The following is a 24,716-nucleotide window of genomic DNA, read 5'->3' as shown; positions in this document are numbered from 1 at the left end:
TTGAATTTTAAACAAGCTTAAATTCAAACAAAGTCAAACTAAGCCTTTAAAACTGAAATGGCATGGTTTTTAAAAGCTCTTCTCTTTTCTTGTAATCAGGCATTAAGCTTTCAAGCTCATCATAAAAGCTTTTTTGATGATGGGCAAATTTCAAGTGAACAAGCTCATGAAGCACCACATATTCAATGGCATTTAAGGGTCTTGCTATGAGGCTTAGGTTTAAATTTATATAGCCTTTTTTTGAGTTACAAGAACCCCATCTTGTAGTCATTTTTTTAATGCTTAAATGCCTTACTGGTGTTTCAAAGCAACCTTGCCATTTTTTGATGTAAAAAGAATAAATCTTTCTTGCATTCATCCTTAAAAATGCTTCAAGCTGATCCTTGTTTTTTGCTATGATGATGCCTTTTTTTGCTTCTGAATTTTCTTCTATGATGTTTGTGCTAAAATTCAAGGTTTCTTTTTGTGTTAATTTTTCTTGCTCATTTTCTTGCTCATTTTTTGAGAACTTAGTTTTTGAGTTTGGCTCTTTTAAAAAACTCACTTTTTTGGCATCCTCATCAAATCTTAGCTCATATCTTTTGCCAAGGAATTCAAGCTCGTTTTCGCTATTTTTTAGGCTTTTTTGCATTTTTGCAAATTTTTCCTCTATCCAAGCCTCGTTTTTGTCTAAAAACTCAAGCACGGTTTTTTTGCTGTAATTAAGAGGCACGGTTAATCTAAAATCCCCCCTAACCCCAAGCTTTAAACGCAAATACTTAACCCTCTTAAATGCACAAGCAAAGTCAAAGCCCTTGTAGCTTAAAACCCCATCTGCCCTACCCCAGCTCATAAAGCCTCTTTCTCTCGCTAGAACTAGCTATGTTAAGCTGTTTGCGGTATTTGGCTATGGTGCGTCTTCCTATGCCTACATCCTTGAATTCTTTTTGAACCAGCTCTAAAATTTTCTCATCACTCAAAGGCTTTTGGTGATTTTCTTTTTTAATTAGATCCTGTATGAAGTCCTTAATTGTTACATTTGAGGTCTGTGCGTCCTCATCAAGTGCTGTTGTAAAGAAGTATTTAAGAGGTATTAGCCCTCTTTCGCAGCTGAGGTATTTGTTTGCAATCGCCCTTGACACCGTGCTTGAATTTCTTTCTAGATCCTCAGCTAAATCTTTTAGCTTCATAGGCTTAATCTCCTTTCCCACAAAAAAATCATATTGATGTTCTATAATCATAAGCCCCACCTTGTAAAGAGTAGCCCGGCGCATTTCCAAAGCATCTACAAGATTTTTTGCCTCTTTGATGTAAGAGTTTAAAAACTCGTGCGTCATACCGTCTGTTTCAAGCGAGATCTCAGGGTAGTAATCATCATTTATCCTTATCTTAATCTCCTCATCTTCTTTGTAAATAAAAAGATCAGGAACTATAACCGTGCTTTCTTCAAAATACTCTATGAAGGGTGGAATTTGAATTTTTTTAATAAGCCTTAAAGCTTCCTTATAAAGCCCATCCTTGCTGTAAAGCTTGATATTTTCAAAGTCTTTAATCACCATAACACAAAACTCATAAAGCTCATCATCTAGCTCGTAATTTTCAAGGCAAAACAAATAAGCCTCCTTAAAATCCTTCGCACCAACTCCAGGCGGATCTAAAAACTTAAATCTTTGCCTAATCCTCTCAGCCTCCTCGTAGCTATAAGGTGAAATGAGCTCCTCATCAAATTCAAAATAGCCCTCTTCATTAAGACAGCTAATGATCTTTCTAGCTAGATCTTGAGATTTTTGGGTTGGAAAAAGTGGGGGTAAAATTTGCTCTTCTAAGAGCTCATAAACGCTTTTTTTGCCTATGCTTAAAGATTCTATGCTATCAGAAACCGAGTTTTTTGTAAGCTGATCAAAATAGCTTTTTTTGCTTCTATCAAGCTTGGCCGGTGCTTCTTTTATGCTGACAAAGGGATTGTCCTTACTTAGATCATCTAAGCTTTCTTTAAGCTCCTCTATGCCAACTTGCAAGATGGGAAGCCAAGAACGAAGGGTTTGAGACAGTTTATTTTTAACTGTTTGAGAGCTCTTTTGCTTTAACATTAATCAAACAACCTAAACTCAGCACCAAGATAATACTTACGCACATCCTTGTTGCTTGAAATTTCATTTGAGTTTCCACTTGCAAGCAAGCTTCCAGCTCTAATCACATAGGCTCTGTCGCAAATTGCAAGGGTTTCTCTAACATTATGATCTGTGATTAATATGCCTATTCCCAGTTCTTTTAGCTCCTTTATGAGATTTTGAATTTCAGCCACGGCTATGGGATCAACTCCTGCAAAGGGTTCATCTAAAAGCAAGAATTTAGGCTCTATCATTAAAGAGCGAGCTATTTCACAGCGCCTTCTCTCGCCTCCGCTTAAAGAAAGTCCCTTACGAAGCCTTATAGGCTCTATGCTTAAAAGCTCAAGCATCTTTTCTACCTTTTCTGCAAGCACTGCCTTGTCTTTGAAGATGATTTGAGCGGCTAAAAGTAGATTATCTTCTACGCTTAGATCCTTAAAAACACTGCTTTCTTGAGGCAAATATCCTATGCCCTCCTTTGCCCTTTCATTAAGAGGCTTTGTGGTGATATCTTTGCCATCAAGCAGCACCTTGCCACTACTTGGAGATATTAGCCCGCAAATCATATAAAAGGTGGTGGTTTTTCCAGCCCCATTGGGTCCTAAAAGCCCCACTACCTCGCCACTTTGCACCTCTAAGGAAATACCGTGTATGATCTTTGTTTTTTTAATGAACTTTTCTAAATTCACAACCTCTAACTTACTCATAAAGCTTGTATTTCCTTTTATCTTGCCAGGGCATAATCTCAATTCTTGCATATTTTAAAGACAGTTTTTTAAGATAAAGCTCTAAATTCTCATCTCCCCACTCGATCAAATGAAGCCCCTCTTCGTTTAAATTCTCACACAGTCCCCTTTGCAAAAGCCCCTCAAAGCCTACATTGTAAATATCATAATGATAAAGCACCCCCTCAGCACAGTCATAGCTATGCATAAGCGAAAAGGTAGGTGAGCTCACCGCATCCTTGCTGCCAAGAAATGAAACAAAAGCCCTCACAAGAGTTGTTTTCCCACTTGCTAAATCGCCTTTCAATAAAATTACCCCATTTTTTGGCAAACACTCGCATAATTTTTCAAGCTCAAACTCAGCCAAAATAAATTCTTTCATAGCTTTAACACGAACTCAGTTTGGCTACTTTTGGGGATATTTTTTGTAGTAGGTAAGGCTAAGACCTTGTAGCTGTCGGTGTGAGAGGTGAATTTAATGCTAATTATATCGCCCACTTTTACTTCCTTGCTAGCCTTTGCAAGCTTGTCATTTATGAAAACAACCCCACTTTTGCACATATCCTCTGAGATAGCCCTTCTTTTTGTGATGCACACTGAATTTAAAAACTTATCAACTCTCATAACTTAAATTCTAACAAAATTTTTAACAGTTTAAGCTAAAAATTCAAAAAAAGGAACAAAAAATGCTTATTAAATTTCTACGCAAAATTAAAACTTCTTTGCTATAATTAAGACTTTCAAAGAAAGGTTAGATTATGAGCAAGGTAAAAAAGGTAGTTTTGGCATATTCTGGTGGGCTTGATACTAGCATCATTTTAAAATGGCTGCAAGATGAGTATAAATGCGAGGTGATCACCTTCACAGCAGACATAGGGCAAGGAGAGGAGCTTGAACCTGCAAGAAAAAAGGCACTATCCCTTGGCATAAAGCCCGCAAATATCTACATAAAGGACTTAAAAGACGAATTTGTAAGAGACTATGTCTTTCCTATGTTTAGGGCAAATGCTATTTATGAGGGCGAGTATCTACTTGGCACAAGCATAGCACGTCCTTTGATAGCCAAAACTCAAGCTTTAATTGCAAATGAAACAAAAGCAGACGCAGTTAGCCACGGAGCCACAGGCAAGGGCAATGATCAGGTTCGCTTTGAGCTTGGATATTTAGCCTTTAATCCAAATTTAAAAATCATAGCACCTTGGAGACAGTGGGATCTAAACAGCAGAGAAAAATTACTATCCTACGCCAAACAACACGGCATAGACATCTCAAAAAAGAAGGGTAAGTCTCCATACTCCATGGATGCAAATTTATTACACATTTCTTATGAGGGGCTTGTGCTTGAAAACCCTGCCACAAAGCCTGAAACGGATATGTGGAGATGGAGTAAAAGCCCACAAGAAGCCCCCAATGAGAGTGAAACTGTAGAATTAGAGTTTAAAAAAGGGGATCTAGTAGCTATAAATGGCAAAAAACTAAGCCCTGCAGGGCTTTTAGCCTACTTAAATGAACTTGGCTCAAAACACGGCATAGGTAGGCTTGACATAGTTGAAAACCGCTTTGTTGGTATGAAGAGTCGAGGTTGTTATGAAACCCCAGGAGGCACTATCTTATTAAAAGCTCACCGTGCAATTGAAAGCATCACCCTTGATAGAGAAGCAGCGCATTTAAAAGACGAGCTAATGCCAAAATATGCCCATCTTATCTACAATGGCTTTTGGTTTAGCCCTGAAAGATTAATGCTTCAAGCTCTAATCGATGAGAGTCAAGGACGAGTAAATGGGCTTGTCAGGCTTGATCTTTATAAGGGAAATGTGGCTGTCATAGGACGAGAAAGTGCAAATGATAGCCTCTTTGATGCTGCCTTTAGCACCTTTGAGGAGGATGAGGTGTATAATCAAAAGGATGCCGAAGGCTTTATTAGGCTAAATGCTTTGAGATTTATCATAGCTGGCAAGAATGGAAGAAAATTTTAAGGCTTTTAATTTATGTTAAATTTTTAGCTTGTGGGCTTTTTACTGAATTTTTGAAATTCAAGTTGCTGTCAAATTGTGGCTTGAGTATTACGGTCTTTGAATTTAAACGAGGCTTTTTATAAATTTTGTTTATCTAAGCTTTTTTAGTTTTTGTAAATTCAAGCACAAATTCAAAGAGGTTGAGCAAAAATTCACAAGCTAGCCAAAGCGAAAATGAAAATTCAGATAAATGCTTGAATTTTCAGTTAAAAAAATTAAGGTGCAGTATTTCGAGCGAAAAATCGCTTTTGGCAAACTAGGCTAGACTAAAAACGAAGTGTCTGCCGAAGTTTGTTAAAAGCGATTTTTCGCCCAAAGACGAGCCAGCCTTGTGAATTTGGCACAAAGAAACGCTAAAATTCATAAGCAAAAACACAAAAAACGAAAAGGAAACAAAAATGCGAATCAAAGGCTTTACACACAAATACCCAGACAATGTCGACACCGATGTCATCATACCTGCAAGGTATTTAAACACCACAGATAACAAAGAATTAGCCAGTCATTGTATGGAAGACATTGACAAGGACTTTACTCAAAAGGTAAAACAAGGCGACATAATGGTCGGTGGGTGGAATTTTGGCTGCGGATCTAGTAGAGAACACGCTCCCATAGCCATTAAGGCAAGTGGGATTGAGTGCATTATAGCCAAGAGTTTTGCTCGCATTTTTTATCGCAATGCCATTAATATAGGACTTGCCATCATTGAAAGCGAGGAAATAGCTGAAAATATCAATGCAGGAGATGAGGTAGAGATCGACTTTGATAAGGGCGAGATTACAAATTTAAGCACGAAAAAAAGCTTTAAAACCCAGCCCTTTCCGCCTTTTATACAAGAGATTATCAATGATGGAGGCTACATCAACTATATAGCCAAAAAGGAAGCTAAATGAAAGCGAGGCTAGCCGTTATCAAAGGCGATGGCATAGGGCTTGAAATCATCGATGCGACTTTGCGAGTGCTACGAAAAATAGAGCAAAAATTCTCCCACGAATTTGAGTGTAAGGAAGTTTTAATGGGAGGTGCAGCCCTTGATGCTGTGGGCGAGCCTTTGCCAGATGAGACCTTGAGCGTTTGCAAAAATAGCGATGCTGTGCTTTTTGGAGCCATAGGCGGAGCAAAATGGGACAAAGAGCCTCCTCACAAACGCCCAGAAGCAGGGCTTTTGCGTTTAAGAAAAGAACTTGGACTTTTTGCGAATTTACGCCCCGCAACGCTTTTTCCTCAGCTTGCAAATTCAAGTCCCTTAAAGGCTGAGATTTTAAGCAAGGGCATTGACTTTGTGATGGTAAGAGAGCTAATTGGAGGGATTTATTTTGGAAAACACGAGCGTTTCGAGCAAAATGGAGAGACAAATGCACAAGATCTCTTGGTTTATAGCACCTCACAGATCACTCAAATTTCTCGCCTAGCCTTTAAGCTTGCAAATGCTAGAAAAAAGCATCTTGTATGCGTGGATAAGGCAAATGTTTTAGAATCAAGTCGCCTTTGGCGTGAGGTGGTGCAAAGTGTGGCAAAAGCGTATCCTGCCGTGCGTTATGAGTTTATGCTTGTTGATAATGCGGCTATGCAGCTTTGCAAAAACCCCTCGCAATTTGATGTCATACTTACTGAAAATATGTTCGGTGATATTTTAAGCGATGAGGCAAGTGTTTTAACGGGCTCCTTGGGCGTACTACCCTCTGCTTCATTAAGAGGGGATAAATTTGGACTTTACGAGCCAATTCACGGCTCAGCACCTGATATAGCGGGTAAGGATCTAGCAAATCCCATAGGTGCTATTTTAAGCCTTGCTATGCTTTTGGAGTTAAGTTTAGGGCTGATAAATGAGGCAAATGCCGTTAGATCTGCTATAAATTCAGTGTTAGACAAAGGACAGCGCACCGCAGATCTTATGAGCGAGGGTTGCGAGCAGGTAGGCTGCGTAAGGATGAGTGAGCTAATTTGCGAGGCTTTGTGAAAGTTGTGCTTTTGTGTTGATTTAAGATGAAATCTTTGTCATTCTAAAAGACACTAAACATTTTAGCAAGGAAGTTTCACAGCTTAAAAATATAAAAAATTGGCTCAAGATACTTTAATAGGATTTTTTCTTATCAACTTTAATAAATTTTGATGAGAATTTTGTCCTAAATTTTTTGTCTTAATTCTGTTTCCTTTAAATGAAGGACAAAATTTTCTTTTTTTATTCCACGAAATTTAGCAAGTCTAAACTTAGCAAAGCCCCAAAAGTTCTCTATTCCGTTAATATGATTTCGTCCGTTTGCAAACTCGAATTTGGCGTGCTTTACCCTATAATGAGCCTTTGCACACAAATCCACCAAGCCATCATAAGCCTTCCAGCTGTCGCTGTAAATCTCGCACTCGTTAAGCTCTGCAAAGTCCATTATGATAGCTAGTAGCTCTTTGGCAGAGCAAGGGTTTGAGCGTATAAACACAGCCATTTCACTTTAGCATCCCTTATCACAAAGTTACAAGAGGCTTAACGAAGTAAAAGCATAGGTGTCTTTTTACCAGCCCCACACCCACGCTTTCCACGAACACGCTTTGCACCAAAGTAGCTCTCACCCTCTTCGATTTCACCGCTGAGATTTTTTCACACTCTTTGGCTATTAAAATGCGAATTTCTCGTAAAATTCTATTCACACAAGGACGAGAAATGTTGCAAATTTGAGCGTTTTTTCGCCTCTAAATCAAGGCTTCTTGAAAAGTTGCGAGTGCGTAGCACGAAACAAAAACATACTTCAAAATTCCTTAAATTTCTTTTGAGACAATTCGGGAGCGAATCATATACTTGTTTTTCATTTTGCTATCCATACTTTAAAATGATATTGTATCAAATTAAAGTATCTTGAGCCAAAAAATTCACGCTTTTGCGTGAATTTTTGAGCCTCTTTGCCAAAAAAGAGCGTAAAAACAATACTTTTATGAAAAGAGTAAAATTGTATTTGCAAAAACTGCTTGTTTTCGTCAAACACTCACCTTATACAAACTGCGATTTTGAATTTTTTAAAGACACAAAACTAAGAACTTAAAAATTCAAAAACACATGTTAGAATTTAAAATCAAAAATGCCTTTTAATCTTTTAGGCAAATTCAATAAACTTTTAATGCCAATGAAAACAAACACAGCCCTTCCCATAGCTTACAAAGTTCATTTAAAGCCACACCTTATCCGCTCTTCTTGTGATCTTAGCTTTAAAAGGCTATAATAAGCCCTAAATTTAAAGGTATATTATGCACTTACTTAAACTTGGAAAATACGAATTTCACTCGCGCTTTATCTTGGGTTCTGGCAAATTTAGTCTTGATTTAATCAAAGCAGCCATAGAACAAGCAGGGGCTGAGATTATCACCCTTGCTTTGCGCCGCGTAAATTTAGGAGGCTTAGAGAATATACTTGATTTTATCCCTAAAAATATCACCCTTTTGCCAAATACAAGCGGAGCGAGAAACGCAGAGGAAGCCTTGCGTATAGCCCGTCTTGCAAGAGAGCTTTGCAAGAGCGATTTAATCAAGATCGAAGTCATAAGAGACAGCAAATACCTACTGCCAGACAACTTTGAGACGATAAAGGCTGTCGAGCTACTTGCCAAAGAAGGCTTTACCCCCCTACCCTATATGTATCCTGATCTTTACGCAGCTAGGGCTATGCGTGATGCAGGAGCAGCTGCGATTATGCCCCTTGGCGCACCCATAGGTAGTAACAAGGGCTTACAAACAAGGGAGTTTATACAAATTTTGCTTGATGAGATCAACTTACCCATCATTGTAGATGCAGGACTTGGCACACCAGCACAAGCTTGTGAGGCTATGCAAATGGGAGTAGCTGCCGTGATGATAAACACAGCCATTGCAAACGCTGGCGACATAACGACTATGGCAAGGGCTTTTAAACTAGCCGTTGAGGCAGGACGAACAGCATTTTTAGCCAAACTTGCCCCTCAGGCTGAATTTGCCAATGCTTCCTCGCCATTAACTGGCTTTTTAAGGGATTAAGGCTATTTTAAAAAGTTTGCCACTTTGAATCCTTTGCAAACAAGGCTATCAAGTGTCTTACAAGACAGATTCAAATCAAAAAATCTCTTTTTAATTTTTAAGACAACTTGCAATGATTAATATTATAAATGTCGGCATTTTGAGATACTAGCACACGCTTTGTATGACAAAGTTTTTGAGACAACTCGCAATGATTAGTGTTACAAAGATTTATTTAAGCTATTTTTCAAAGCTTATGAGACAAAAGACGGTTTTGTGAAATGTTTGTGTGAATTTTGTTTGAATTTGCGTTGGGGTGTTTAAAATTTGTGTGAATTTTTTTAAAAAATGCCAAAAAATTCACAGCCTTACTTGAATTTGTGTGAATTTTAAGCAAAGAAGTTACGAATTTTCGTGAATTTTTACCCATTTTGTCATTTTGAGCTTTTTTATAAAAAGGCGACCCAATGAGTTGCAAGGCGAAAGCCGAAGCAAAAACATCTCTAAATTTGTCATATTGAGGCTTAGCCGAAATATCTTTTATGTTTTGAAAGTATTCTCTTGTCTAAGCTCAGAATGACAAAGCCTTGTGGATACTTCGCAACGCTTTGTCCGACAAAGGTTTTAAGATAACTCGCAATGCTTAGTGCAACAAAAATTTATTTAAGCTATTTTGCAAAGCTTGGTGAGAAATAATTGTATGCACTTATTATGATAAAGAATCAAATTTAAATTCCTTTATAAAGCCTTTAAAATGCCTTTTGTAAAGCTAAAATTCACAGTTTAACTTAAAGTCTAAATTCAAAGCTTTTAATTTTTTAAAAGCCATTTAAAAAGCTTTTAAAAGTGCAAATTCTTTGAATTTAGCTTTAAATTTGCTTGAATTTATTATAATGTCTTTTTACAAAAAGGCTAAACAATGCTTAACAATTTTGATTTTTCCTTGCTTGAAACGCTTAACGAAATTTCCGTGTGTCAGTCGATAATCGACCCTATTTTAAAGGCTTTGGGCTTTGTTTTAAAAAACCCCAAAAAGCCCCAAGCTTTTGAAATGACGCTCGCTGAGGGCAGAAAAACGGACATTCAATTTGGCACACACCCCCAAAACCCCGTGAATTTGATACCTGATTATGTGCTTTATCGCGAACAAAAAGAGTTTTGCATACTTGATGCCAAAGCTCCAAGCGAGAAAATCCACAAGGACAGCAAGCATTACAAGCAAGCCCAAAGCTACGCACTAGGCTTTGAGTGCGAATTTTTCGCCCTTTGCAACGGCAAGGAATTCATCATTTATAGGTTTGGCAGTGGAGAAATAGTGCTTCAAATAGACATTGAAAAGGATTTAAACGCTAAATTCAAGCATTTGCAAGAATTTTTTACTTCAAAAAAGCCTAAAATTCAGCCCACAACGCCAAAGCAAAGCGATGAATGGTATCTTTCACGCGAAATTCCAAAGGCGATTTTAAAGCCTAGAAAGCAAATTGCAAACAGATATTTTGGCACTATGCCTTATTTTACCAAGCAAAGCTGGGACATAGTCGCTCAAAATATCAAAGCATTTACAAATGAAGGCGATGTGGTGCTTGATAGCTTCGGAGGTAGCGGGGTTACGGCTATTGAGGCTATGATGAACGGCAGGCTTGGCATTCACACGGATTTAAATCCGCTTTCGATTTTTATGGTAAAAGCACTCACGGCAAAGGTGAATTTAGGGGATTTGTGGGATTTAAGCGAGCAGATTTTAGCTGAATTTAACGCCTTGCGTCCCAAAAATGAAAAAGAGGCAAAGGCACTTTTAAAAAACGCAAAGTATTATAAAAACGCCATCGATGAGGAATTTGGCGAGAGTGCAACCGCTAAAAAACAAGATGAAATTCTATGGATACCCAAAGATGAGCTTTTGCCAAAGGGTAGCGATGTGCCAAGTGTTTTGGGGCTTTTTTCGCCCTTGCAATTAGCCGAACTCGCCCTACTTCGCAAGCTCATTTTCAAACACACCACACCAAGTGGGACAAAGGAAGCAAGGCTATTTAAAAGGAATTTAAGATATTCTTTGCTTTTGGCTTTTCACAATGCGGTTAAGTCCTTAAACCTTACCTTTCACAAATCAAAAACGGGCGGCGGAGATTCTGCGGCGTTTAGGCATTTTAGATATAGAGTGGCAAAAGAACCGACCATATTAGACACTGCAAAGACATTTAAAAATAAGGTAGAATATGTCATAAAAAGCAAACGCATACAAGAAAATTCACCGCATTTTTACAACGCTTATTTTGCACCGCTAGAACGAACTATAAAGGATTTTAGTGGTGCTATGCTTTCTCAAAGGCAGGATTTAAGCAAAACAGACTCCATTTTAGACAAGATAAATGGGGAAAAAATCTTTCAAGCAGACGCTACGAATTTAAAGGAAATCGAAAATGAAAGCGTGGATTTTATCTACACCGACCCGCCTTATAGCAATAAAATAGCGTATTTGGATTTAAGCACCTTGTGGAATGCTTGGCTTGATTTTAGTGTGGATGATGATTTAAGGGAAAAAGAGTGTATTGAAAAGGGAAGTTTAGAAAAATCACGAGATGAATACATTATTTTAATGAAAAAATCCTTAAATGAAATGTATCGTGTTTTGAAATTCAACCGCTGGCTAGCCTTTGTCTTTCAGCACCAAGACCCACAGCTATGGCAAATTTTAGTAGATGCGGCTGAAAATGCGGGCTTTGAGTATGTCGTAAGCATTAGGCAAGACAACGGACAAACAAGCTTTATCAAACGACAGCACAAACAACGCATTTTAGCTGGGCAGTTGATTTTATATTTTCGCAAGGTTCGCAACCCAAAAGCACTCATAAAGGAAAAAGTCGGCGACACTTTGGCTTTGGTGCTAAATAATATAGAAGCATTGATAGCTAGAGATAATGGGGCGACTTTGGAAGAGATTTATGCGGATTTGCAAATTCGTGGCTTGGAACTTGGTTTTTACCACGAATTAGGCAAAATGTATAATGATTTAACGCCACTTATCAATGAAAATTTCGATTTAGACAAAACAAGCGGAAAATACCACATAAAAAAGGGTGAGAAATTCAAAAGCCATTTGATAGATATAAAAACACGGACAAGATATTTTGTGCTGTCCTTTTTGCGTGGGTGTGAAAGGCAAAATAGGCGAGTTACACTTGATGACATTACCCTTGAAGTAATCCCCTTGCTAAAAAACGGCATAACGCCCGAAAAAAAGCTAATTAGCGATATTTTGAAAGAAATTGCTGTGCCAAACAAAGAAACAGGCGAGTGGCGTTTAAAGCCCAAAGAACCAAGCTTGTTTGATGGAATTTGAAAGGAAAAGCGATGGCAAAAAATGACATAATCAAGCCTTTGGAATTAAATGGCTACGAGACTTTGATTTATGCAATAATGAAAAGTTTTGAAAAGGACGGCACAAAGCCATCTTTGAATAACATACATTTCAAGGCTGTGGAATATGTGCTAAAATATCCCCTAAAAATCGAGGGCAACACCGACATAGTCAAGGTTTTAAAGAAAATCGCCACGCCAAACAACAAAACAGGCGAATGGAGATTAAAGGCTGAATTCTTTGAGTGAGAAATTGCGGAATTTATGAATTTGCTTGAATTTTATACAAAAAATTCACGCCTTTTTTAAAACTGCGTGAATTTTTTTACATTTTTTCGCAAAAATGCAAAAACCACAAAAATTCACGCCTTTGTGTGAATTTTTACCCATTTCGTCATTCTGAGCTTTTGCTTGCAAAAGCGAAGAATCCACGAATTTTATAGTAAAATGCCTTGAATTTATGGATTCTTCGCCTACTTCGTAGGCTCAGAATGACAAAGCCTTGTGGATATTTCGCAACGCTTTATATGACAAAAATTCAACACTTTTTTGAATTTTGCGTAAAATTTAGGCAAAGAATTCAAAGGGTTTTTGAAGTTGTTTGAATTTTGTTTGATTTTTGTGAATTTTTAGGCTTTGCGTGAATTTTACTTGAATTTGCGTAAATTTTTACCCATTTCGTCATTCTGAGCTTTTGCTTGCAAAAGCGAAGAATTCACGAATTTTATGGTAAAATGCCTTGAATTTATGGATTCTTCGCCTACTTCGTAGGCTCAGAATGACAAAGCCTTGTGGATATTTCGCAACGCTTTATATGACAAAAATTCAACACTTTTTTGAATTTTGCGTGAAATTTTTTGAATTTATGTGAAATTGTGAAGTTGCTTGAATTTTCTTAACAAATGCCAAAAAATTCACGGTTTTGCTTGAAATTTGCGTGAATTTTAAGCAAATAATTTAAGGTTTCGTGTGAATTTTTACTCATTTTGTCATTTTGAGCCTTTTTATAAAAAGGCGACCCAACGGGTTGCAAGGTGTAGCCATAGCAAAAACATCTCTTTTTTAATTTTTTAGATAACTCGCAATGCTTTGTATGACAAATGTCGGCATTTTGAGATATTTCGTTTCTATGAGATATAACAAAGTGCAATTTAAACTACTTCGCAAGGCTTGATATAAAAAAGTTTAATACACTTTAACAACAAAGCCTTTAACTTTAATTTTTGCGCGAATTTAAGATCAAGCTAAATCATAAATGAGTTTAAAAAATTCAGCTTGAAGCTCAAAAAGCTGTGAATTTAAATTTAAGCTAATTGATTTAATAGGTCTCAATACACTTTAATTTGATACAAGAATATTTTAAAGCATAAAGAATAAATTAGCTTAAAACCTAGCTTGATTGTTATGTGAATTTAAGCTTTTTAAATTCACACGGTTTAAATAATAAATTCAAGCTTTGGCTGAGTTTTTGAGTGAATTTAAATTAAGCTTTAAAAAGCCTTATTTTTGGAAACCAAACTCTTTACTAACTAAAAACTTGTTAAAAATCAAGCTCTTTTAAAAGTCTGTCCAGCTAAAAGCTTGTTAAATTCAGCTAACTACAAAGCCTAGCCCACATAAAGATGATCCCCCATCACAGCTTGTAAATTAGCTGCTTTGATGGCATTTAGCACCTCATCAACAGAACGAGTATCAGAGATTTCAAACTGATCATCGCCCTTTTTTTGTCCTGATCTTTCTCCTATGCCAACAGAAACTCCGGCTGAGATCTTAGTAGCCATTAATTTTATGACATTGTCCCTAAACTGTGCCCTCTCACGCGTGGATATGGTGATATTTGCAAAGGGCAAAAAAAGCCTGTAAGCACAAAGAACTTGTAATAATCTAGCCTCGGTAACATCCTTTGGGCTTATTTTGCGGTTGCCTAAAATTGGACGAAGCCTTGGAGCTGACAAAGAAATTTCTGCGTGAGGGTATTTTTGCTGTAAAAAAGCAGCGTGAAGTGCGGTAGCAAGGGCATCTTTTCTAAAATCATCTATGCCAAGCAAGGCAGCCAAACCCACCCCACGCATACCAGCTTGCAAGGCTCTTTCTTGTCCGTTGAAGCGGTAGGGAAAGACCCTTTTTTCCCCAAAGATGTGAATTTTTGAGTATTTTTCTACATTGTAGGTTTCTTGATATATGGTTACAAAATCACAGCCTGCATTATGCAAGAGTGCGTATTCATCAACATTCATCACATAAACCTCAACGCCAACCACCTTAAAATAGTCCTTTGCAAGCTCACAAGCCCTTGCTATATACTCCACACTAGCATGCTCTTTGCCCTCTCCTGTTAAAAGCAAAAGCTCTTGCAAACCAGTAGCCGAAATTTCTTTCATCTCAGCTACAATCTCATCCTCACTTAATCTTGCACGCAAGATGGCATTGCCCTTTTGAAAACCACAGTAGGTGCATTTACTCTCGCAAAAATTACTAAGATACAAGGGGGTAAAAACAGTTATGGCATTTCCAAAATGCTCTCTTGTCTTTGCAAGGGCAAGCAAGGCTAGCTCCTCCAAAAAGGGCTCAGCCGCCTCGCTTAACAAAGCCTTTAAATCCTCTACATTAAGCCTGCTTGTTTTAGCCTTTTGTAAGACAGTTTTAACAGCTTTTTCATCATAATCCTTGCTCTCATAGGACTTATGCTGACTTAAAACCCTTTCTAAAAGATCGCTTTTAATGTCTTTCATAGCTTCTTGATACTCAAACACAGTTGTTTTCATTCTAGCCCTTTACAAAAAAAAAATTCACAAAATTTAATTTAAGATCACAAGTTTTTGAATTTTAACAAAAATTTTAAGGGTTTTTGTTTTTAAAGGCACTGTTTCCTAGAATTTGCTAAAATGTCCTTAAAAGATCTTTTTGCTTATTTTAAAAACTTGATTTTAAGATCTTCTTGTATTTTGGGTGTAGCGGCTTTAAATTTTAAGGATATACTTCAATTAAGATAGAAAAAGTTTGAGATTTTTTAAAAGCTTTTGGCTTTATTTTGCTTTGTTGCAAAAAATTTTAAACAGTTTTTAACAGGGCCTCATACTCGCTTGGAGTGCCACAAAAGATCACTTCATTTGTATCAATTAGATGATAGCGGATGTCTTTGCTGCCTTGAATTAGCTCGTTATAAAGCGGGGCTATGTAGTATTCGTTTTTAATTTTTGTCCCATTTTTAAAGGTGTTTTCAAAGGCTTGCATAAAATCATAAGCCTTGCTAAAATAATAAAGCCCCGTGCTACAAAGTGGGGAAATTCTTTCCTTTTCTGTCGTTTTTGCTACCTTAAATTCACTTGAATTTTCATCAATATTCTTTGAATTTAAGCCCTCTTGCCTTGGAAAATTCAAGGCTTTTAAGCCAAAATCCTTGCAAGGCTTTTCTTTTGTTGAATTTAAACCTTCATACTCGCTAGTATTAAAGGGCAAAACAAAGCTCCACTGCTCCCCTTGCCCTAAAAATACCTCCAAATACCCATCAATAGCATTTAAATCAAAGCTTGTTGGAAGGCTAAAATTTGGTCTGAAACTGTCTATATTAAAAACCAAAATGCTCTCATTTTGTGCTATTTTAAGATCTTGCAAACCAAGATAAAGGCTGTGTGCTTGTCCTTGAGTTAGATCTTTAAGGGTGGCTATGCGAAAGTTTTTAATGCCAAGTGTCTCACACTCAGTTTTGATAAAAGCCTCTGTGCCTTGCAAATTTCTACAAATAAAAATAAGCTCACATTCTTTAAAATAAGTTCTAAACCCAGCCACAGCATAGTAAAAAAGGCTTCTTTTGCAAGGTGTAAAATTCACAGCTTCAACCTTGCTGAAATCTTTTTCTAGCTTAGTTGAATTTTTGTTTTTAGGCATTTGTTCAAAAGCCTTTTTGAAAACACCTTCAAGATCTTTTTTAAATTTGCTTTTAAAATTCTTGCCAAGTTCATTGTCAAGCTCAGCTTCAAAGCCACTCTCAATGCAAGAATTTTCATTTATTTTGTGAAAAAAGGCGTCAAATTCAAGGCTTAATGTAAGCATATATTTTGGCTTTGTATAGCCGGCCATTGTAAAACGAGAGCTTGCCCCTGCCATTGTAAATACTATTTTCACTTAGTTTGCCTTTTGTGATTTTTCACAAGCTTTAATTTTTGCTTGGATTTTTTACTCTCCCTTAAAAGCTCGCTAAAAAGCCTTAAGGCATTTGCTAGTAGGGCATTTTGCTTGTTTGTATCCTCATAATGAAGGGGCAGCATTGAAAGAAACAAATGCACACAAAGTGCTAGAAACTCACTTTTTGAAAGCTTGAAACTAGCTAAAAACAAGGCTTGAATTTCTTTGATATTTTCATTTATGGGCAAAGAAAAATTTATTTCATAATTTGTAGAATTTGCCTTAAATTCACAGTCTGCAAAGCCAAAAATTATAAAATCATAAAGCCCCAAAATGCTATGAGCTAGTTTTGCTAGATCATAATTTGCATCTCCAAAGGGCGTTTGTGTGCTACTAAAATCCATCCCCCTTGGATCAAAACAAATGATCCTTTGTGTGCGAAAATCATAAAAGATATTTGAGAAGCAAAAATCCCCGTGTATGAAGCACTGCTCTTTGTTTGAGGGCATAACTTCATCTAAAAAATCAAGCATTTCAAGCAATGACGGCAAGACTTTGCCATTAAATTTAAAGGGCAGGTTTAAATTCAAGCCCCTTTGCCTTTCAAGCTCTTTTAAACGAGAAACCGTCTTTTTTTTGTAATTAAAATCAAAGCTTTGTTTTGATTTAAGGGAGTGTAATTTTTCTAAAAAGTCCTTTAAGCTAGCAAAAATTTGCTTATAAGCAAGGCTAGGCAAGGACGAGAAAACAAAGATTTCAGCCAAGGTATTAAGGCATAAATACTCAATTTTATAGCCCTCTTTATGCTCTAAAACCCTTGGCACAAAAAGGCTTAGCTTCTCAGGCAAGGCTTTAAACCACTCAAATTCAGCCCTTATCTTAGCCTTATCCTTTGAACTTTTGATTAAATACCCATCTTGCAAGACTAGGTCATTGAAAATTCGTTGGGTTGTAAGTGAGGATTTGGAGTTAAAATAAGCGCTTAAAAGCCCAAAGTCAAACCACTCATCGATTAAAAGCAGCTCAAAGGGATGGGTTTGCGAGTATATTTTAAGCTCTAGTATAAAATCATAGCTTGCCTTTAGCATAGAGCGGATGAAATCATAGGGGCTTTGTATGCAAAAATAGCCATTAAGAACGAATTCTTTTGAGCTTGTAAGTTTTTGCGTGGTGGGTTTTGATGGGGTGTTTGTGGTTTTTGAAGAGAGCTTTTTAGGAACTGTGTTTTGGCTTTGGGGCGTGAATTTTGAAGTAGCAATCTTTGCTTGTGTAGAATTTTTTGACTCTGTGTTTTTATTTGAAATATTTTCGAAAAACTCATTTTCACTTTGTGTCTTAGCTTTTGAAACAACAATCCTTTCTTGTGTATCATTTTTGGGTATGGCTTTTTTCACAGTGGCTTTTGAGGTGGCATTTTTAATGCCGAGATTTTCACTTTGTGGTGCAAGCTCTGAAATGACATTTTCACTTTGGGAAGTGAATTTTGAAACGACATTTTTAGCTGTGTCGTTTTTAAAAAGCTCATCTTCGCTTTGTAACGTGAAATTTTGACTATCTTTCACATTAAAAGGCATTATATTTGTGTCATTTAAACTGACCCAATCATAGCTATTTAAAGCCTTTGAGATGCCAAGAGCGTTGGAGGCTTCAACAAGGTTTAAAAAATAGCTATCTCCGTGCAAGATAATCAGCCCTTCTTTTAGGGGCAAGAGCATATTTAGGCAGTAATTTATGCTTTGGGCTAGATTTAGCCTTTGTGGGACAAAGATAAGCTCAAAGCCAGCATTTTCAAGCCTTTTTACTTCTATCTTGCTGATTTTAAAGCCTTGAGGCAAAGATAAAACAAGCCTTTGTTTGCTAAATTTTTTAAAAAGCTTTGCTTGAAACTCATAAAGCCTTTTGCCACCAAGTGGCAAAAAGCTAGGTGGGATCTTGCCAAATTCTACCCCAAACTCACTAGGACAAAAGGCTGCGGAGGTGATTAATATCACTTTGTAACACCTTTTGATTTTGAGGGCTTTGAATTTAAGGCATTTTTTGGCTTTGAATTTAAATCATTTTTGTTTGAGTTTTCAGACTTTGAATTTAAAGAATTTTTATTTGAATTTTTAGATTTTAAATTTGAAGACTTTAAATTTAAAGACTTTTTGGCTGAATTTTTTAAGTTTAAGACTGTTGAATTTGAAGGCTTTGAATTTGCACTGTGTGAATTTTTAGACTTTGAATTTAAACTATCTTTATGTGGGTTTTGTAAATTTTTAATCTTTTTTGTGTCTAGTTTTTGAGGGCTTAAAATTAAGGTTTCTTTGGCTGAGTTTTGAGATTTTAACTGGAAATTATTTTGAGGCAGATTTTGTGAATTTTTAGTGCTTTTAGCTTGATTCTTAGTTTTTGAGTGTGATGTTTGAGACAAGTTGTTAAACTTTAATTTTGAAAGCTCTTTTAAAGAGTTTTGAGTTTTTAAATTCAAGGCATTTTTGCTTGAGTTTTTAGGCTTTGAATGCGAAGCATTTTTTGGCTTTGAAGGCTTTTTAGGCTTTGAATTCAAAGGCTTTTTGTTTGAATTTTTAGGCTTTGAATTTAAAGACTTTTTGCTTGAATTTTTGTATGAGTTTGTGCTTGAATTTTTTTGCGAATTTAGCTTGTTTAAACTAATTTTTTCATTGAATTTAGCCTCCGTAACTTCTTTTTCCCTTGCTAAAAGCAAACTTATCTCATCATAGCTTAAACTCACAAATTCGCTGGGACGCAAAGCCCTATCATCCACATAAAAGCCATTTGCCCCGCACCAAGGCTTGCCCACCACCACCTCATCATAAGGGATCTTGTGCTTATCAAGCCAAGTTAAGATCTCATCCAAGCTGTGTTTTATAATCTTTTTCACATCCCCAGCATAGCTTCTCATAGACCTACTTGTGTGAATTATTATCCTAAATCCCCTATCTTTATAGCCTTTCAAGGTAGCAACTAAGGCGGCATTTATAGCCCTATCCTTGTAAGGCTTATTTTCATCTATGCTCAAAGTGCCATCTAGGTCTATGACAAGGCATTTTTGATGAATTTTTTCATACTCTTTTGGAGTCATTTTCTACCTTTGTTGTTTTATAAAGGCTTTATTTGCGAGGTTTTTGCCCTCGTGAATTTTTTACAAAAAAGTGTGAATTTTTTTAAAATTGCATGAATTTTTTTAAACTGCGTGAATTTTTATCATTTTTTATCCAAGTAAGAGTCTTTAAATTCAAGCCTCTAATACAATTTTCAAAAATACTTGAATTTTTTACCTCTCTTTTAAGCTTTAAATTTTTCAATAAGGCTCAAAGAATGCAAGTTTTTGTTTAAATTCTCATAAAAACTTTCAAGCAAGGCTAAAAGTCTACTTAGATAAAAATAGGACAAAAGCTTTATTGAAATTTACTAAAATTGATAAGATAAAATTCTATTAAACTTAATTGAGCCTAATCTTTCAAGCCACGCCAAATTCACAGCCTATTTTAAGTTCTTTTTTCTCTTTATGGCATCTTTGTGTTCTTTTCTAATCTTAAAGGCCTCATAAAAGAAGAATTTAAGCAGATCCCCACGCCACAAATTCTTATAAGCATTGATTAGGGCTTGGCCTAGCTTAAAGCTTAGATAGTTTTTGTAAGCTGCCTCATCTTGAGTTTGCTTATACTGCGTTAGCAAGGCCTTGTACTGTCTTTCAACTGTTTGCAAGGCTGTAGCAAGCTCGCCTTTACTGGCATTTAAGGCATCTTGCTTGTTTAAATTCAGGCATTCTACTATGTTTGAAGGCTCTCCTTCTTTGTGTTTAAATAGATCCTTAAAAGCCTCAAAAAACTCACGGCATTTATCCAAGGTGTCCTTGTCTAGCTTTGAAGCCTTGATGTCTTCTTCAAGCTCGCTGTCAAAATTTGGCAAGATCCAATCATCATTTGAAAAGCCTCTCCAGTTTGGAACAGGATTTGATGAAATTACCCTAAGTCCAGCCAAAGAACAAAAGGCAAAGCTTAGTCCGTGCGTTCCCATAGCATTTGGCAAGGATCTAAACATTGCTACATTAGCCTTATTGAAATTTCCTAGATCCCAAATGGATAGCATAATGCTCATAGAACTAGCAGGTCCTACGACAAGAGCATCTGTAAGCCCTCCTACTCCTGTTTCTACAAGTATGTCCTGAGGGGCTAGCTTTTCAAAATCTTTTAAGTTTTTGTTTAATTTAAAGGGCCAATCAGGCCTAGTTTGGATGATATAATCATATTTAAGCTTGTTTTGTGCCTCATAATTTTGCAAAAGCTTCAATACCTGATTTTTGGCGTAATAATACTTCACCACATTGGGATTTGGATTAGTTATGGCATATTTTTTCATAAAATCCTCTCCCTTTTCAAGTCTGAAAGCCTTTAAATTTGTAATTAGCTTGATTTTGTCTAAGGACAAGGGAACGCTTTTTTCCTTGTTTAATTTTGCATAGGTTTTGGGAAAATGCTTTGCAAGTTCGGCATTTGTAGCTACTTCTTTTACAGCCTTGCTTTTTAAGGTTGGATTATCATAAGCACGTCTATAAATTAAAGATGACCCTCCTCCAAGTCCTGCCCAGGTGAACTCCTCATCCCAGGCAAACAAAAACACATCCACCTCAAAGCCTAGATCTGCTATGATCTTATTTAAAAGTGTAGGCCAGTTTCTGCCTCTCAATGCCCCACACACGCAAAGGGCAACCTTGCAAGGAGTTTTTAACTCTTCCTTGCCAAAGAAGTTTTTCTTAAAAGAAAAGCTCCATTTATCATAGTATAAAGAGGCTCCAAAGACACCAAAGAAGTCATTTTGCAAGATGATGATAAGATTTATAGAATGTATGTTAAAAAAGGCTAGATCCCTTAGCTCAAAATAATCCACGCAAGCTTTTATAAACACGGCCTTTGTGATCTTAGATGGGCTGTGAAAGAGAACTCCTTTTAAAAAGCCTATGGCTTGCTCCTTTGTGAGAGCTTCTTTTTTAATCTCTTCTTTAAGCACAAAAAGGGCGATTATATCCTTGCGAATTAGTGCTTCTTTGGCGTTTAAAAGATCGTTTGTATTTAATTTTCCTTGCAAAAGATCCTTTAAGGTCTCTTTAAATTCCTTGAAAGAAAGATCAAAATTGCACTCTTTAAAAAAGCTAGGCTCTTCTTTGAAAGCTTGCAAAAGCTCAAAAAGCCTGTTAAAATTTGCACTGTCGTATAAAAAGATTGCAAAGTCTTTGAGGAAGGCTTGATCTGAATTTTTGTCGCTAAATTTAAGTGAGCTTGGGTTTGAATTGATAGGCTCTTTGCTTGAAGCTTCTGTATTTAAAGAGGTTGTGGGGGAGTTTGAATTTATAGTTTTGTCTGAAATTTCTTGGCTTAAAGAGGGATTAGTGTTTAAGGTTTTATTGACAGAGCTTAAACTAAGCTCCTTTGAGCTTAAACCTTGCTCATCTAGGCTTAAATTTGATTTATCGGGGCTTACCCCCCCCCCCCCCCTGTTTGAAGGCTTTTTCGTATATACTTAGCATCTCATCAAAATTCCATAAACCTTGTGCCTTGTCAAGTTCTAAGTGTAATTTTTCTAGCATTGTCATCCTTTTAAAATTAAATTTGGCTTTAAGATTATATTAATCTTGTTTGAAGGCTAAATTATAGCATAGATTCTTTTTTTTTTTTTTTGCAAATTTTAATCAAGATTTTAAAAAAGATTTAAAAAAGCAAGGGATCCAAAAGAGATCACTTGCAAGATCTCTTCTTGGATCTTAAAAAAGATATTTCAAGCTCGTAAATTCACAGCTCTTAAAATTCACTAGCTAAAAACTCTAAGAGTTTAAGGCTAAAATGAGGCTTGAAATTTAACAGCTTAAAGCTAGGGCTTAAATTTAGCCTTTTTTGCTATCCTCAAGCTTTAAGAAGTTTAAAGCCACAATGAAACTTAAAATTTGACAGCTAAAAGCTTTAATAAGGTTTTAAAGCTAGAAGAAGCTTAAATTTTAGCCCTCTACGCTCTCCTCGCCTTTTTTCTTACTAGCCTTTCTTAAAGCCCTTTTTTGCTTTATCTCATAATCACCAATGGCCTCATTTTTAGATAAACCGTAAATATGATTTATAGCAGTGATAAGCTCTTTTGCAACCGTGTTTGTAAAGGATATGTCATTTAACAAAGAGGTTCCAGCTGCTGAGCTGATGGACTTTTTGCGAATTAGCCCCTCGATGGCAACAAAGGCATTTTTATCCTCTCTTTTAAAAAGCTGCTTTTGCTTTTTAAGTATATGCTTCATATCCTTGATCTTCTTTTTTGGAGAGATCTTCATGCCTTCTATTAGCTGTAAGAGCTTTCCTAGGTCTAATCTTAGATCATCATATTCCTTTTTAAGCGTTAGATTTGTATCCTGGGTGAATTTTTTGATGTTTACTTGCAAGATCCCTACACTCTTAGTAGCCTCTGCTATCTTGCGAGAGGCAATTTGAAGCCCAACTATCCTTCTTATGAGCTTTGGCTCGTCCACATTTCCTTGAAGCTTGGTTGAAAAATCAACTATGCTATTAAACAAAGATTTGATCTCTGTTTTATAAAGCCCATTGACATCAATTTCTTGTTTTAGCCAATCATCCCTTTTAAGAGCCTCTTCAAGCCTTTGATCAGATCTTAGATCAACCCTATGAAAGCCTATGGCGTGAGCTATAATGTTAAAGGCATTATCATAAAGATGCTTCACTTCATTTGTCAAGGCTTGAATGGCTGTATCTGGATAAGATAAGAGCCCATCGTTGATGAAAGAAACTGTGCTTTTTGACTTTGCAGAGCCTTTAATGACCTTGTTTAAAAAGCTTGCCATAGCTGGTATAAAGGCTATTAAAAGCACTATGCCAAAGAGATTAAAGAGGGTATGAAAGATGGCTAAGCGAAAGGGTGAGCCCTCAGAAAAGCCAAGTGCTGTGCCAATGAGATCATTTAAAATTTGAAAAAGTGGGAAAAACACAGCCACTATGAAGACAGTGATAAAATTAAACATACAATTTGCAACTGCTAAGCGCCTACCCTCAGTAGTAGATCCAAGAGAGGCTACAAGTGCGGTAACAACTCCGCCCACACTTGTGCCAAGCACGGCAGCAAGAGCACCTGAGTAGCTTACTTGATTTTCAACATAGGCGGCTATGATGATGGCTAAGGAGCCGTGAGAACTTTGAATGATCCCTGTCATTAAAGCACCTATAAACAAAAAGCCAAAGACCTCCTTGTAGCCCTCAAGCCTATACTGAGAAAGATCCATTATCTCCTTAAAGCCCTCAAAGCCAAGCTTAATGTAAAAAACACCCAAAAAGAAGAAGCCAAAGCCTGCCAAAATCTTGCCCAAGCATTTTTGAGCCTTGCTAGGACGAAAATTCAAAAGTAGCCCCCCCACGATGAATGGTAAGGCAAGGGCTGAAATGCTAATGGAACTAGCCCCAACTATAAGCCAAGAACCAAAGGAATTTCCCAAATTTGCCCCAAACATAACCCCTATGCCTTGAAGCACGGTTATCAAAGAAACTCCTGCAAAGGTTACAGCAAGAACTGTTACTATGCTAGAACTTTGCATTATCATAGTAGCCACAGTTCCAAAGGTAACGCTACGAAGCGAGGTCTTGGTCCAGTTTGCAAGCACCCTTTCTAAAAAGCCCCCTGAAAAGCCCTTAAAGCCATCTCCTAAGAAGATCATACCAAAGAGCAAGATAGCCACACCAGCACAAAGCTCGCCTATTTCTTTATTCACAGCAAGTGCATAAATGACTAGCAAGACAATCAAAGCAAAATAATACTGCTTGATGAATCTAAGAAACATTGAAAACTCCTTTTACTTTTAAGAATTCAGGCTAAATTCTTAAAATATTTAAAATTTATTAAAAGTAGAATTTTAGCATATTTTAAGGACAAATATAATTTTTTTGATAAAAAATATATTTTAGTTTTAGCACTTAAACCGTTTTTTGTAAGGAATTTTTTATAAAATTTTAAGCTTAAAAGCTTGAATTTAAACCTCACTTCTTGCCTTAAAGATAGGCTAAGTTTATCTTGGCTTTTTTAAAATTAGTTAGGATAATTTAAATTTAAGCTAAAATTTTTTGCAAGGATTTATGATTATTTGATAAGGGCTTTTTTTAAAAAGTTATTTTATAAATCTTAATCCTTACTTATCTTAGCTTGTATCCAAAAAGCTCTTTAAATTTTAAAGCCTCTTCGCTTTGCTCAACAAGCCTATGCGATAAATCAATGCTTTTTAAAGATCTTTAAAAACTCCTTTTTTGCTAAGAATTCATTAAACTTTTGTGTAGGTTTTTTGTCCTTAACATTTAAATTTTATTTAAAGCTTGCATTATGACATATTATAAAAGCAAAAGATAAAATAACATTTTTTTACATTCACTTTGCATAAATTTTACAAA

Annotated in this window: 21 protein-coding genes and 1 pseudogene; 7 read left to right on the top strand and 15 right to left on the bottom strand. The window is 36.4% G+C overall.

Annotated elements, in window-relative coordinates; all coding sequences use genetic code 11:
* Positions 1-46: 46 nt before the first annotated feature.
* The 5 genes from DMC01_RS14945 to DMC01_RS05315 are packed head-to-tail and all read right to left on the bottom strand — an operon-like array spanning position 47 to position 3,439.
* A complete protein-coding gene (locus DMC01_RS14945) occupies positions 47-832 on the bottom strand; it encodes a M48 family metallopeptidase (RefSeq protein WP_142693243.1) in 786 nt (261 codons plus the stop codon).
* On the bottom strand, positions 819-2,069 hold the full coding sequence (locus tag DMC01_RS05330; RefSeq protein WP_142693242.1) for an RNA polymerase factor sigma-54: 1,251 nt from the start codon (positions 2,067-2,069) through the stop codon (positions 819-821). Before DMC01_RS05330 ends, DMC01_RS14945 begins: the two co-directional genes overlap by 14 nt.
* Entirely contained in the window at positions 2,069-2,797 is a 729-nt protein-coding gene (gene lptB / locus DMC01_RS05325) for an LPS export ABC transporter ATP-binding protein (RefSeq protein ID WP_142693241.1), read from the bottom strand. The genes DMC01_RS05330 and lptB overlap by 1 nt, the downstream gene beginning before the upstream one ends.
* Entirely contained in the window at positions 2,790-3,197 is a 408-nt protein-coding gene (tsaE, locus tag DMC01_RS05320) for a tRNA (adenosine(37)-N6)-threonylcarbamoyltransferase complex ATPase subunit type 1 TsaE (protein WP_142693240.1), read from the bottom strand. Before tsaE ends, lptB begins: the two co-directional genes overlap by 8 nt.
* Positions 3,194-3,439, bottom strand: coding sequence for an RNA-binding S4 domain-containing protein (locus DMC01_RS05315; RefSeq protein ID WP_142693239.1), 246 nt, complete (start codon positions 3,437-3,439; stop codon positions 3,194-3,196). The genes tsaE and DMC01_RS05315 overlap by 4 nt, the downstream gene beginning before the upstream one ends.
* Positions 3,440-3,570: 131 nt before the next feature.
* Here DMC01_RS05315 and DMC01_RS05310 point away from each other — a divergent pair, with 131 nt between their 5' ends.
* Positions 3,571-4,791 carry an argininosuccinate synthase gene (locus DMC01_RS05310; RefSeq protein ID WP_142693238.1) on the top strand — a complete coding sequence of 407 codons (1,221 nt, stop codon included), beginning with the start codon at positions 3,571-3,573 and terminating at the stop codon, positions 4,789-4,791.
* Between the two features lie 295 nt (positions 4,792-5,086).
* Here the strand turns inward: DMC01_RS05310 and DMC01_RS13305 are convergent, their stop codons facing one another.
* Positions 5,087-5,239 carry a hypothetical protein gene (locus DMC01_RS13305; protein ID WP_185908730.1) on the bottom strand — a complete coding sequence of 51 codons (153 nt, stop codon included), beginning with the start codon at positions 5,237-5,239 and terminating at the stop codon, positions 5,087-5,089.
* Between DMC01_RS13305 and leuD the strand changes: the two genes are divergently transcribed.
* Together leuD and leuB are read left to right on the top strand one after the other, a co-directional pair.
* Positions 5,229-5,723 carry a 3-isopropylmalate dehydratase small subunit gene (gene leuD / locus DMC01_RS05305; protein WP_142693237.1) on the top strand — a complete coding sequence of 165 codons (495 nt, stop codon included), beginning with the start codon at positions 5,229-5,231 and terminating at the stop codon, positions 5,721-5,723. The two genes, DMC01_RS13305 and leuD, sit on opposite strands and share 11 nt — an antisense overlap.
* Positions 5,720-6,790, top strand: a complete 1,071-nt coding sequence (gene leuB, locus DMC01_RS05300) for a 3-isopropylmalate dehydrogenase (RefSeq protein WP_142693236.1) — start codon at positions 5,720-5,722, stop codon at positions 6,788-6,790. The genes leuD and leuB overlap by 4 nt, the downstream gene beginning before the upstream one ends.
* Positions 6,791-6,894: 104 nt before the next feature.
* On the opposite strand, the pseudogene DMC01_RS16510 reads toward leuB, so the two are convergent.
* A pseudogene (locus DMC01_RS16510) lies at positions 6,895-7,644 on the bottom strand (IS1595 family transposase).
* Between the two features lie 420 nt (positions 7,645-8,064).
* Here DMC01_RS16510 and DMC01_RS05290 point away from each other — a divergent pair.
* A complete protein-coding gene (locus DMC01_RS05290; protein ID WP_142693235.1) occupies positions 8,065-8,826 on the top strand; it encodes a thiazole synthase in 762 nt (253 codons plus the stop codon).
* A 226-nt stretch (positions 8,827-9,052) separates the two neighbouring features.
* On the opposite strand, the gene DMC01_RS05285 is transcribed toward DMC01_RS05290, so the two are convergent.
* Positions 9,053-9,283, bottom strand: coding sequence for a hypothetical protein (locus DMC01_RS05285; protein WP_142693234.1), 231 nt, complete (start codon positions 9,281-9,283; stop codon positions 9,053-9,055).
* Positions 9,284-9,724: 441 nt separating this feature from the next.
* Between DMC01_RS05285 and DMC01_RS05280 the strand changes: the two genes are divergently transcribed.
* Positions 9,725-12,145: a DNA methyltransferase gene (locus tag DMC01_RS05280; protein ID WP_142693233.1), complete on the top strand. Its 2,421-nt coding sequence runs from the start codon at positions 9,725-9,727 to the stop codon at positions 12,143-12,145.
* An 11-nt stretch (positions 12,146-12,156) separates the two neighbouring features.
* Positions 12,157-12,411 carry a hypothetical protein gene (locus tag DMC01_RS05275; RefSeq protein ID WP_142693232.1) on the top strand — a complete coding sequence of 85 codons (255 nt, stop codon included), beginning with the start codon at positions 12,157-12,159 and terminating at the stop codon, positions 12,409-12,411.
* 646 nt (positions 12,412-13,057) lie between these two features.
* Here the strand turns inward: DMC01_RS05275 and DMC01_RS05270 are convergent.
* From DMC01_RS05270 to DMC01_RS05245, 6 genes are all read right to left on the bottom strand, one after another.
* Positions 13,058-13,312 (bottom strand): hypothetical protein, encoded by a 255-nt coding sequence (locus tag DMC01_RS05270; protein WP_142693231.1) that lies wholly within the window; start codon positions 13,310-13,312, stop codon positions 13,058-13,060.
* A 457-nt stretch (positions 13,313-13,769) separates the two neighbouring features.
* A complete protein-coding gene (thiH, locus tag DMC01_RS05265; RefSeq protein ID WP_142693230.1) occupies positions 13,770-14,927 on the bottom strand; it encodes a 2-iminoacetate synthase ThiH in 1,158 nt (385 codons plus the stop codon).
* A gap of 286 nt (positions 14,928-15,213) precedes the next feature.
* The gene (locus DMC01_RS05260) at positions 15,214-16,287 is read right to left on the bottom strand and encodes a glycosyltransferase family protein (RefSeq protein ID WP_142693229.1); all 1,074 of its coding nucleotides are present in this window, start codon (positions 16,285-16,287) and stop codon (positions 15,214-15,216) included.
* On the bottom strand, positions 16,284-18,278 hold the full coding sequence (locus DMC01_RS05255; RefSeq protein WP_142693228.1) for a phosphotransferase: 1,995 nt from the start codon (positions 18,276-18,278) through the stop codon (positions 16,284-16,286). The genes DMC01_RS05260 and DMC01_RS05255 overlap by 4 nt, the downstream gene beginning before the upstream one ends.
* The gene (locus DMC01_RS14930) at positions 18,275-19,372 is read right to left on the bottom strand and encodes a hypothetical protein (protein ID WP_246059039.1); all 1,098 of its coding nucleotides are present in this window, start codon (positions 19,370-19,372) and stop codon (positions 18,275-18,277) included. Before DMC01_RS14930 ends, DMC01_RS05255 begins: the two co-directional genes overlap by 4 nt.
* A gap of 401 nt (positions 19,373-19,773) precedes the next feature.
* Positions 19,774-21,468, bottom strand: coding sequence for a hypothetical protein (locus tag DMC01_RS05245; protein WP_142693227.1), 1,695 nt, complete (start codon positions 21,466-21,468; stop codon positions 19,774-19,776).
* Between the two features lie 79 nt (positions 21,469-21,547).
* Here DMC01_RS05245 and DMC01_RS05240 point away from each other — a divergent pair, with 79 nt between their 5' ends.
* Positions 21,548-21,814: a hypothetical protein gene (locus DMC01_RS05240; protein ID WP_142693226.1), complete on the top strand. Its 267-nt coding sequence runs from the start codon at positions 21,548-21,550 to the stop codon at positions 21,812-21,814.
* A gap of 468 nt (positions 21,815-22,282) precedes the next feature.
* Here DMC01_RS05240 and DMC01_RS05235 read toward each other — a convergent pair whose 3' ends face one another.
* Positions 22,283-24,115: a Na/Pi cotransporter family protein gene (locus DMC01_RS05235; RefSeq protein ID WP_142693225.1), complete on the bottom strand. Its 1,833-nt coding sequence runs from the start codon at positions 24,113-24,115 to the stop codon at positions 22,283-22,285.
* Positions 24,116-24,716 lie beyond the last annotated feature (601 nt).

This window comes from Campylobacter troglodytis, from assembly GCF_006864425.1.
GTDB lineage: Bacteria > Campylobacterota > Campylobacteria > Campylobacterales > Campylobacteraceae > Campylobacter_D > Campylobacter_D troglodytis.
The sequence above is the reverse complement of the archived record's forward strand: the minus strand, read 5'-3'. Positions and strand labels throughout refer to the sequence as shown.

What these genes read in the sequence shown, in the direction of transcription:
- DMC01_RS05235 (WP_142693225.1), bottom strand. Translation starts at nt 24,115, where the DNA reads ATGTTTCTTAGATTCATCAAGCAGTATTATTTTGCTTTGATTGTCTTG.
- DMC01_RS05330 (WP_142693242.1), bottom strand. Translation starts at nt 2,069, where the DNA reads ATGTTAAAGCAAAAGAGCTCTCAAACAGTTAAAAATAAACTGTCTCAA.
- DMC01_RS14930 (WP_246059039.1), bottom strand. Translation starts at nt 19,372, where the DNA reads ATGACTCCAAAAGAGTATGAAAAAATTCATCAAAAATGCCTTGTCATA.
- thiH (WP_142693230.1), bottom strand. Translation starts at nt 14,927, where the DNA reads ATGAAAACAACTGTGTTTGAGTATCAAGAAGCTATGAAAGACATTAAA.
- leuB (WP_142693236.1), top strand. Translation starts at nt 5,720, where the DNA reads ATGAAAGCGAGGCTAGCCGTTATCAAAGGCGATGGCATAGGGCTTGAA.
- DMC01_RS05275 (WP_142693232.1), top strand. Translation starts at nt 12,157, where the DNA reads ATGGCAAAAAATGACATAATCAAGCCTTTGGAATTAAATGGCTACGAG.
- DMC01_RS05280 (WP_142693233.1), top strand. Translation starts at nt 9,725, where the DNA reads ATGCTTAACAATTTTGATTTTTCCTTGCTTGAAACGCTTAACGAAATT.
- tsaE (WP_142693240.1), bottom strand. Translation starts at nt 3,197, where the DNA reads ATGAAAGAATTTATTTTGGCTGAGTTTGAGCTTGAAAAATTATGCGAG.
- lptB (WP_142693241.1), bottom strand. Translation starts at nt 2,797, where the DNA reads ATGAGTAAGTTAGAGGTTGTGAATTTAGAAAAGTTCATTAAAAAAACA.
- DMC01_RS14945 (WP_142693243.1), bottom strand. Translation starts at nt 832, where the DNA reads ATGAGCTGGGGTAGGGCAGATGGGGTTTTAAGCTACAAGGGCTTTGAC.
- leuD (WP_142693237.1), top strand. Translation starts at nt 5,229, where the DNA reads ATGCGAATCAAAGGCTTTACACACAAATACCCAGACAATGTCGACACC.
- DMC01_RS05290 (WP_142693235.1), top strand. Translation starts at nt 8,065, where the DNA reads ATGCACTTACTTAAACTTGGAAAATACGAATTTCACTCGCGCTTTATC.
- DMC01_RS05315 (WP_142693239.1), bottom strand. Translation starts at nt 3,439, where the DNA reads ATGAGAGTTGATAAGTTTTTAAATTCAGTGTGCATCACAAAAAGAAGG.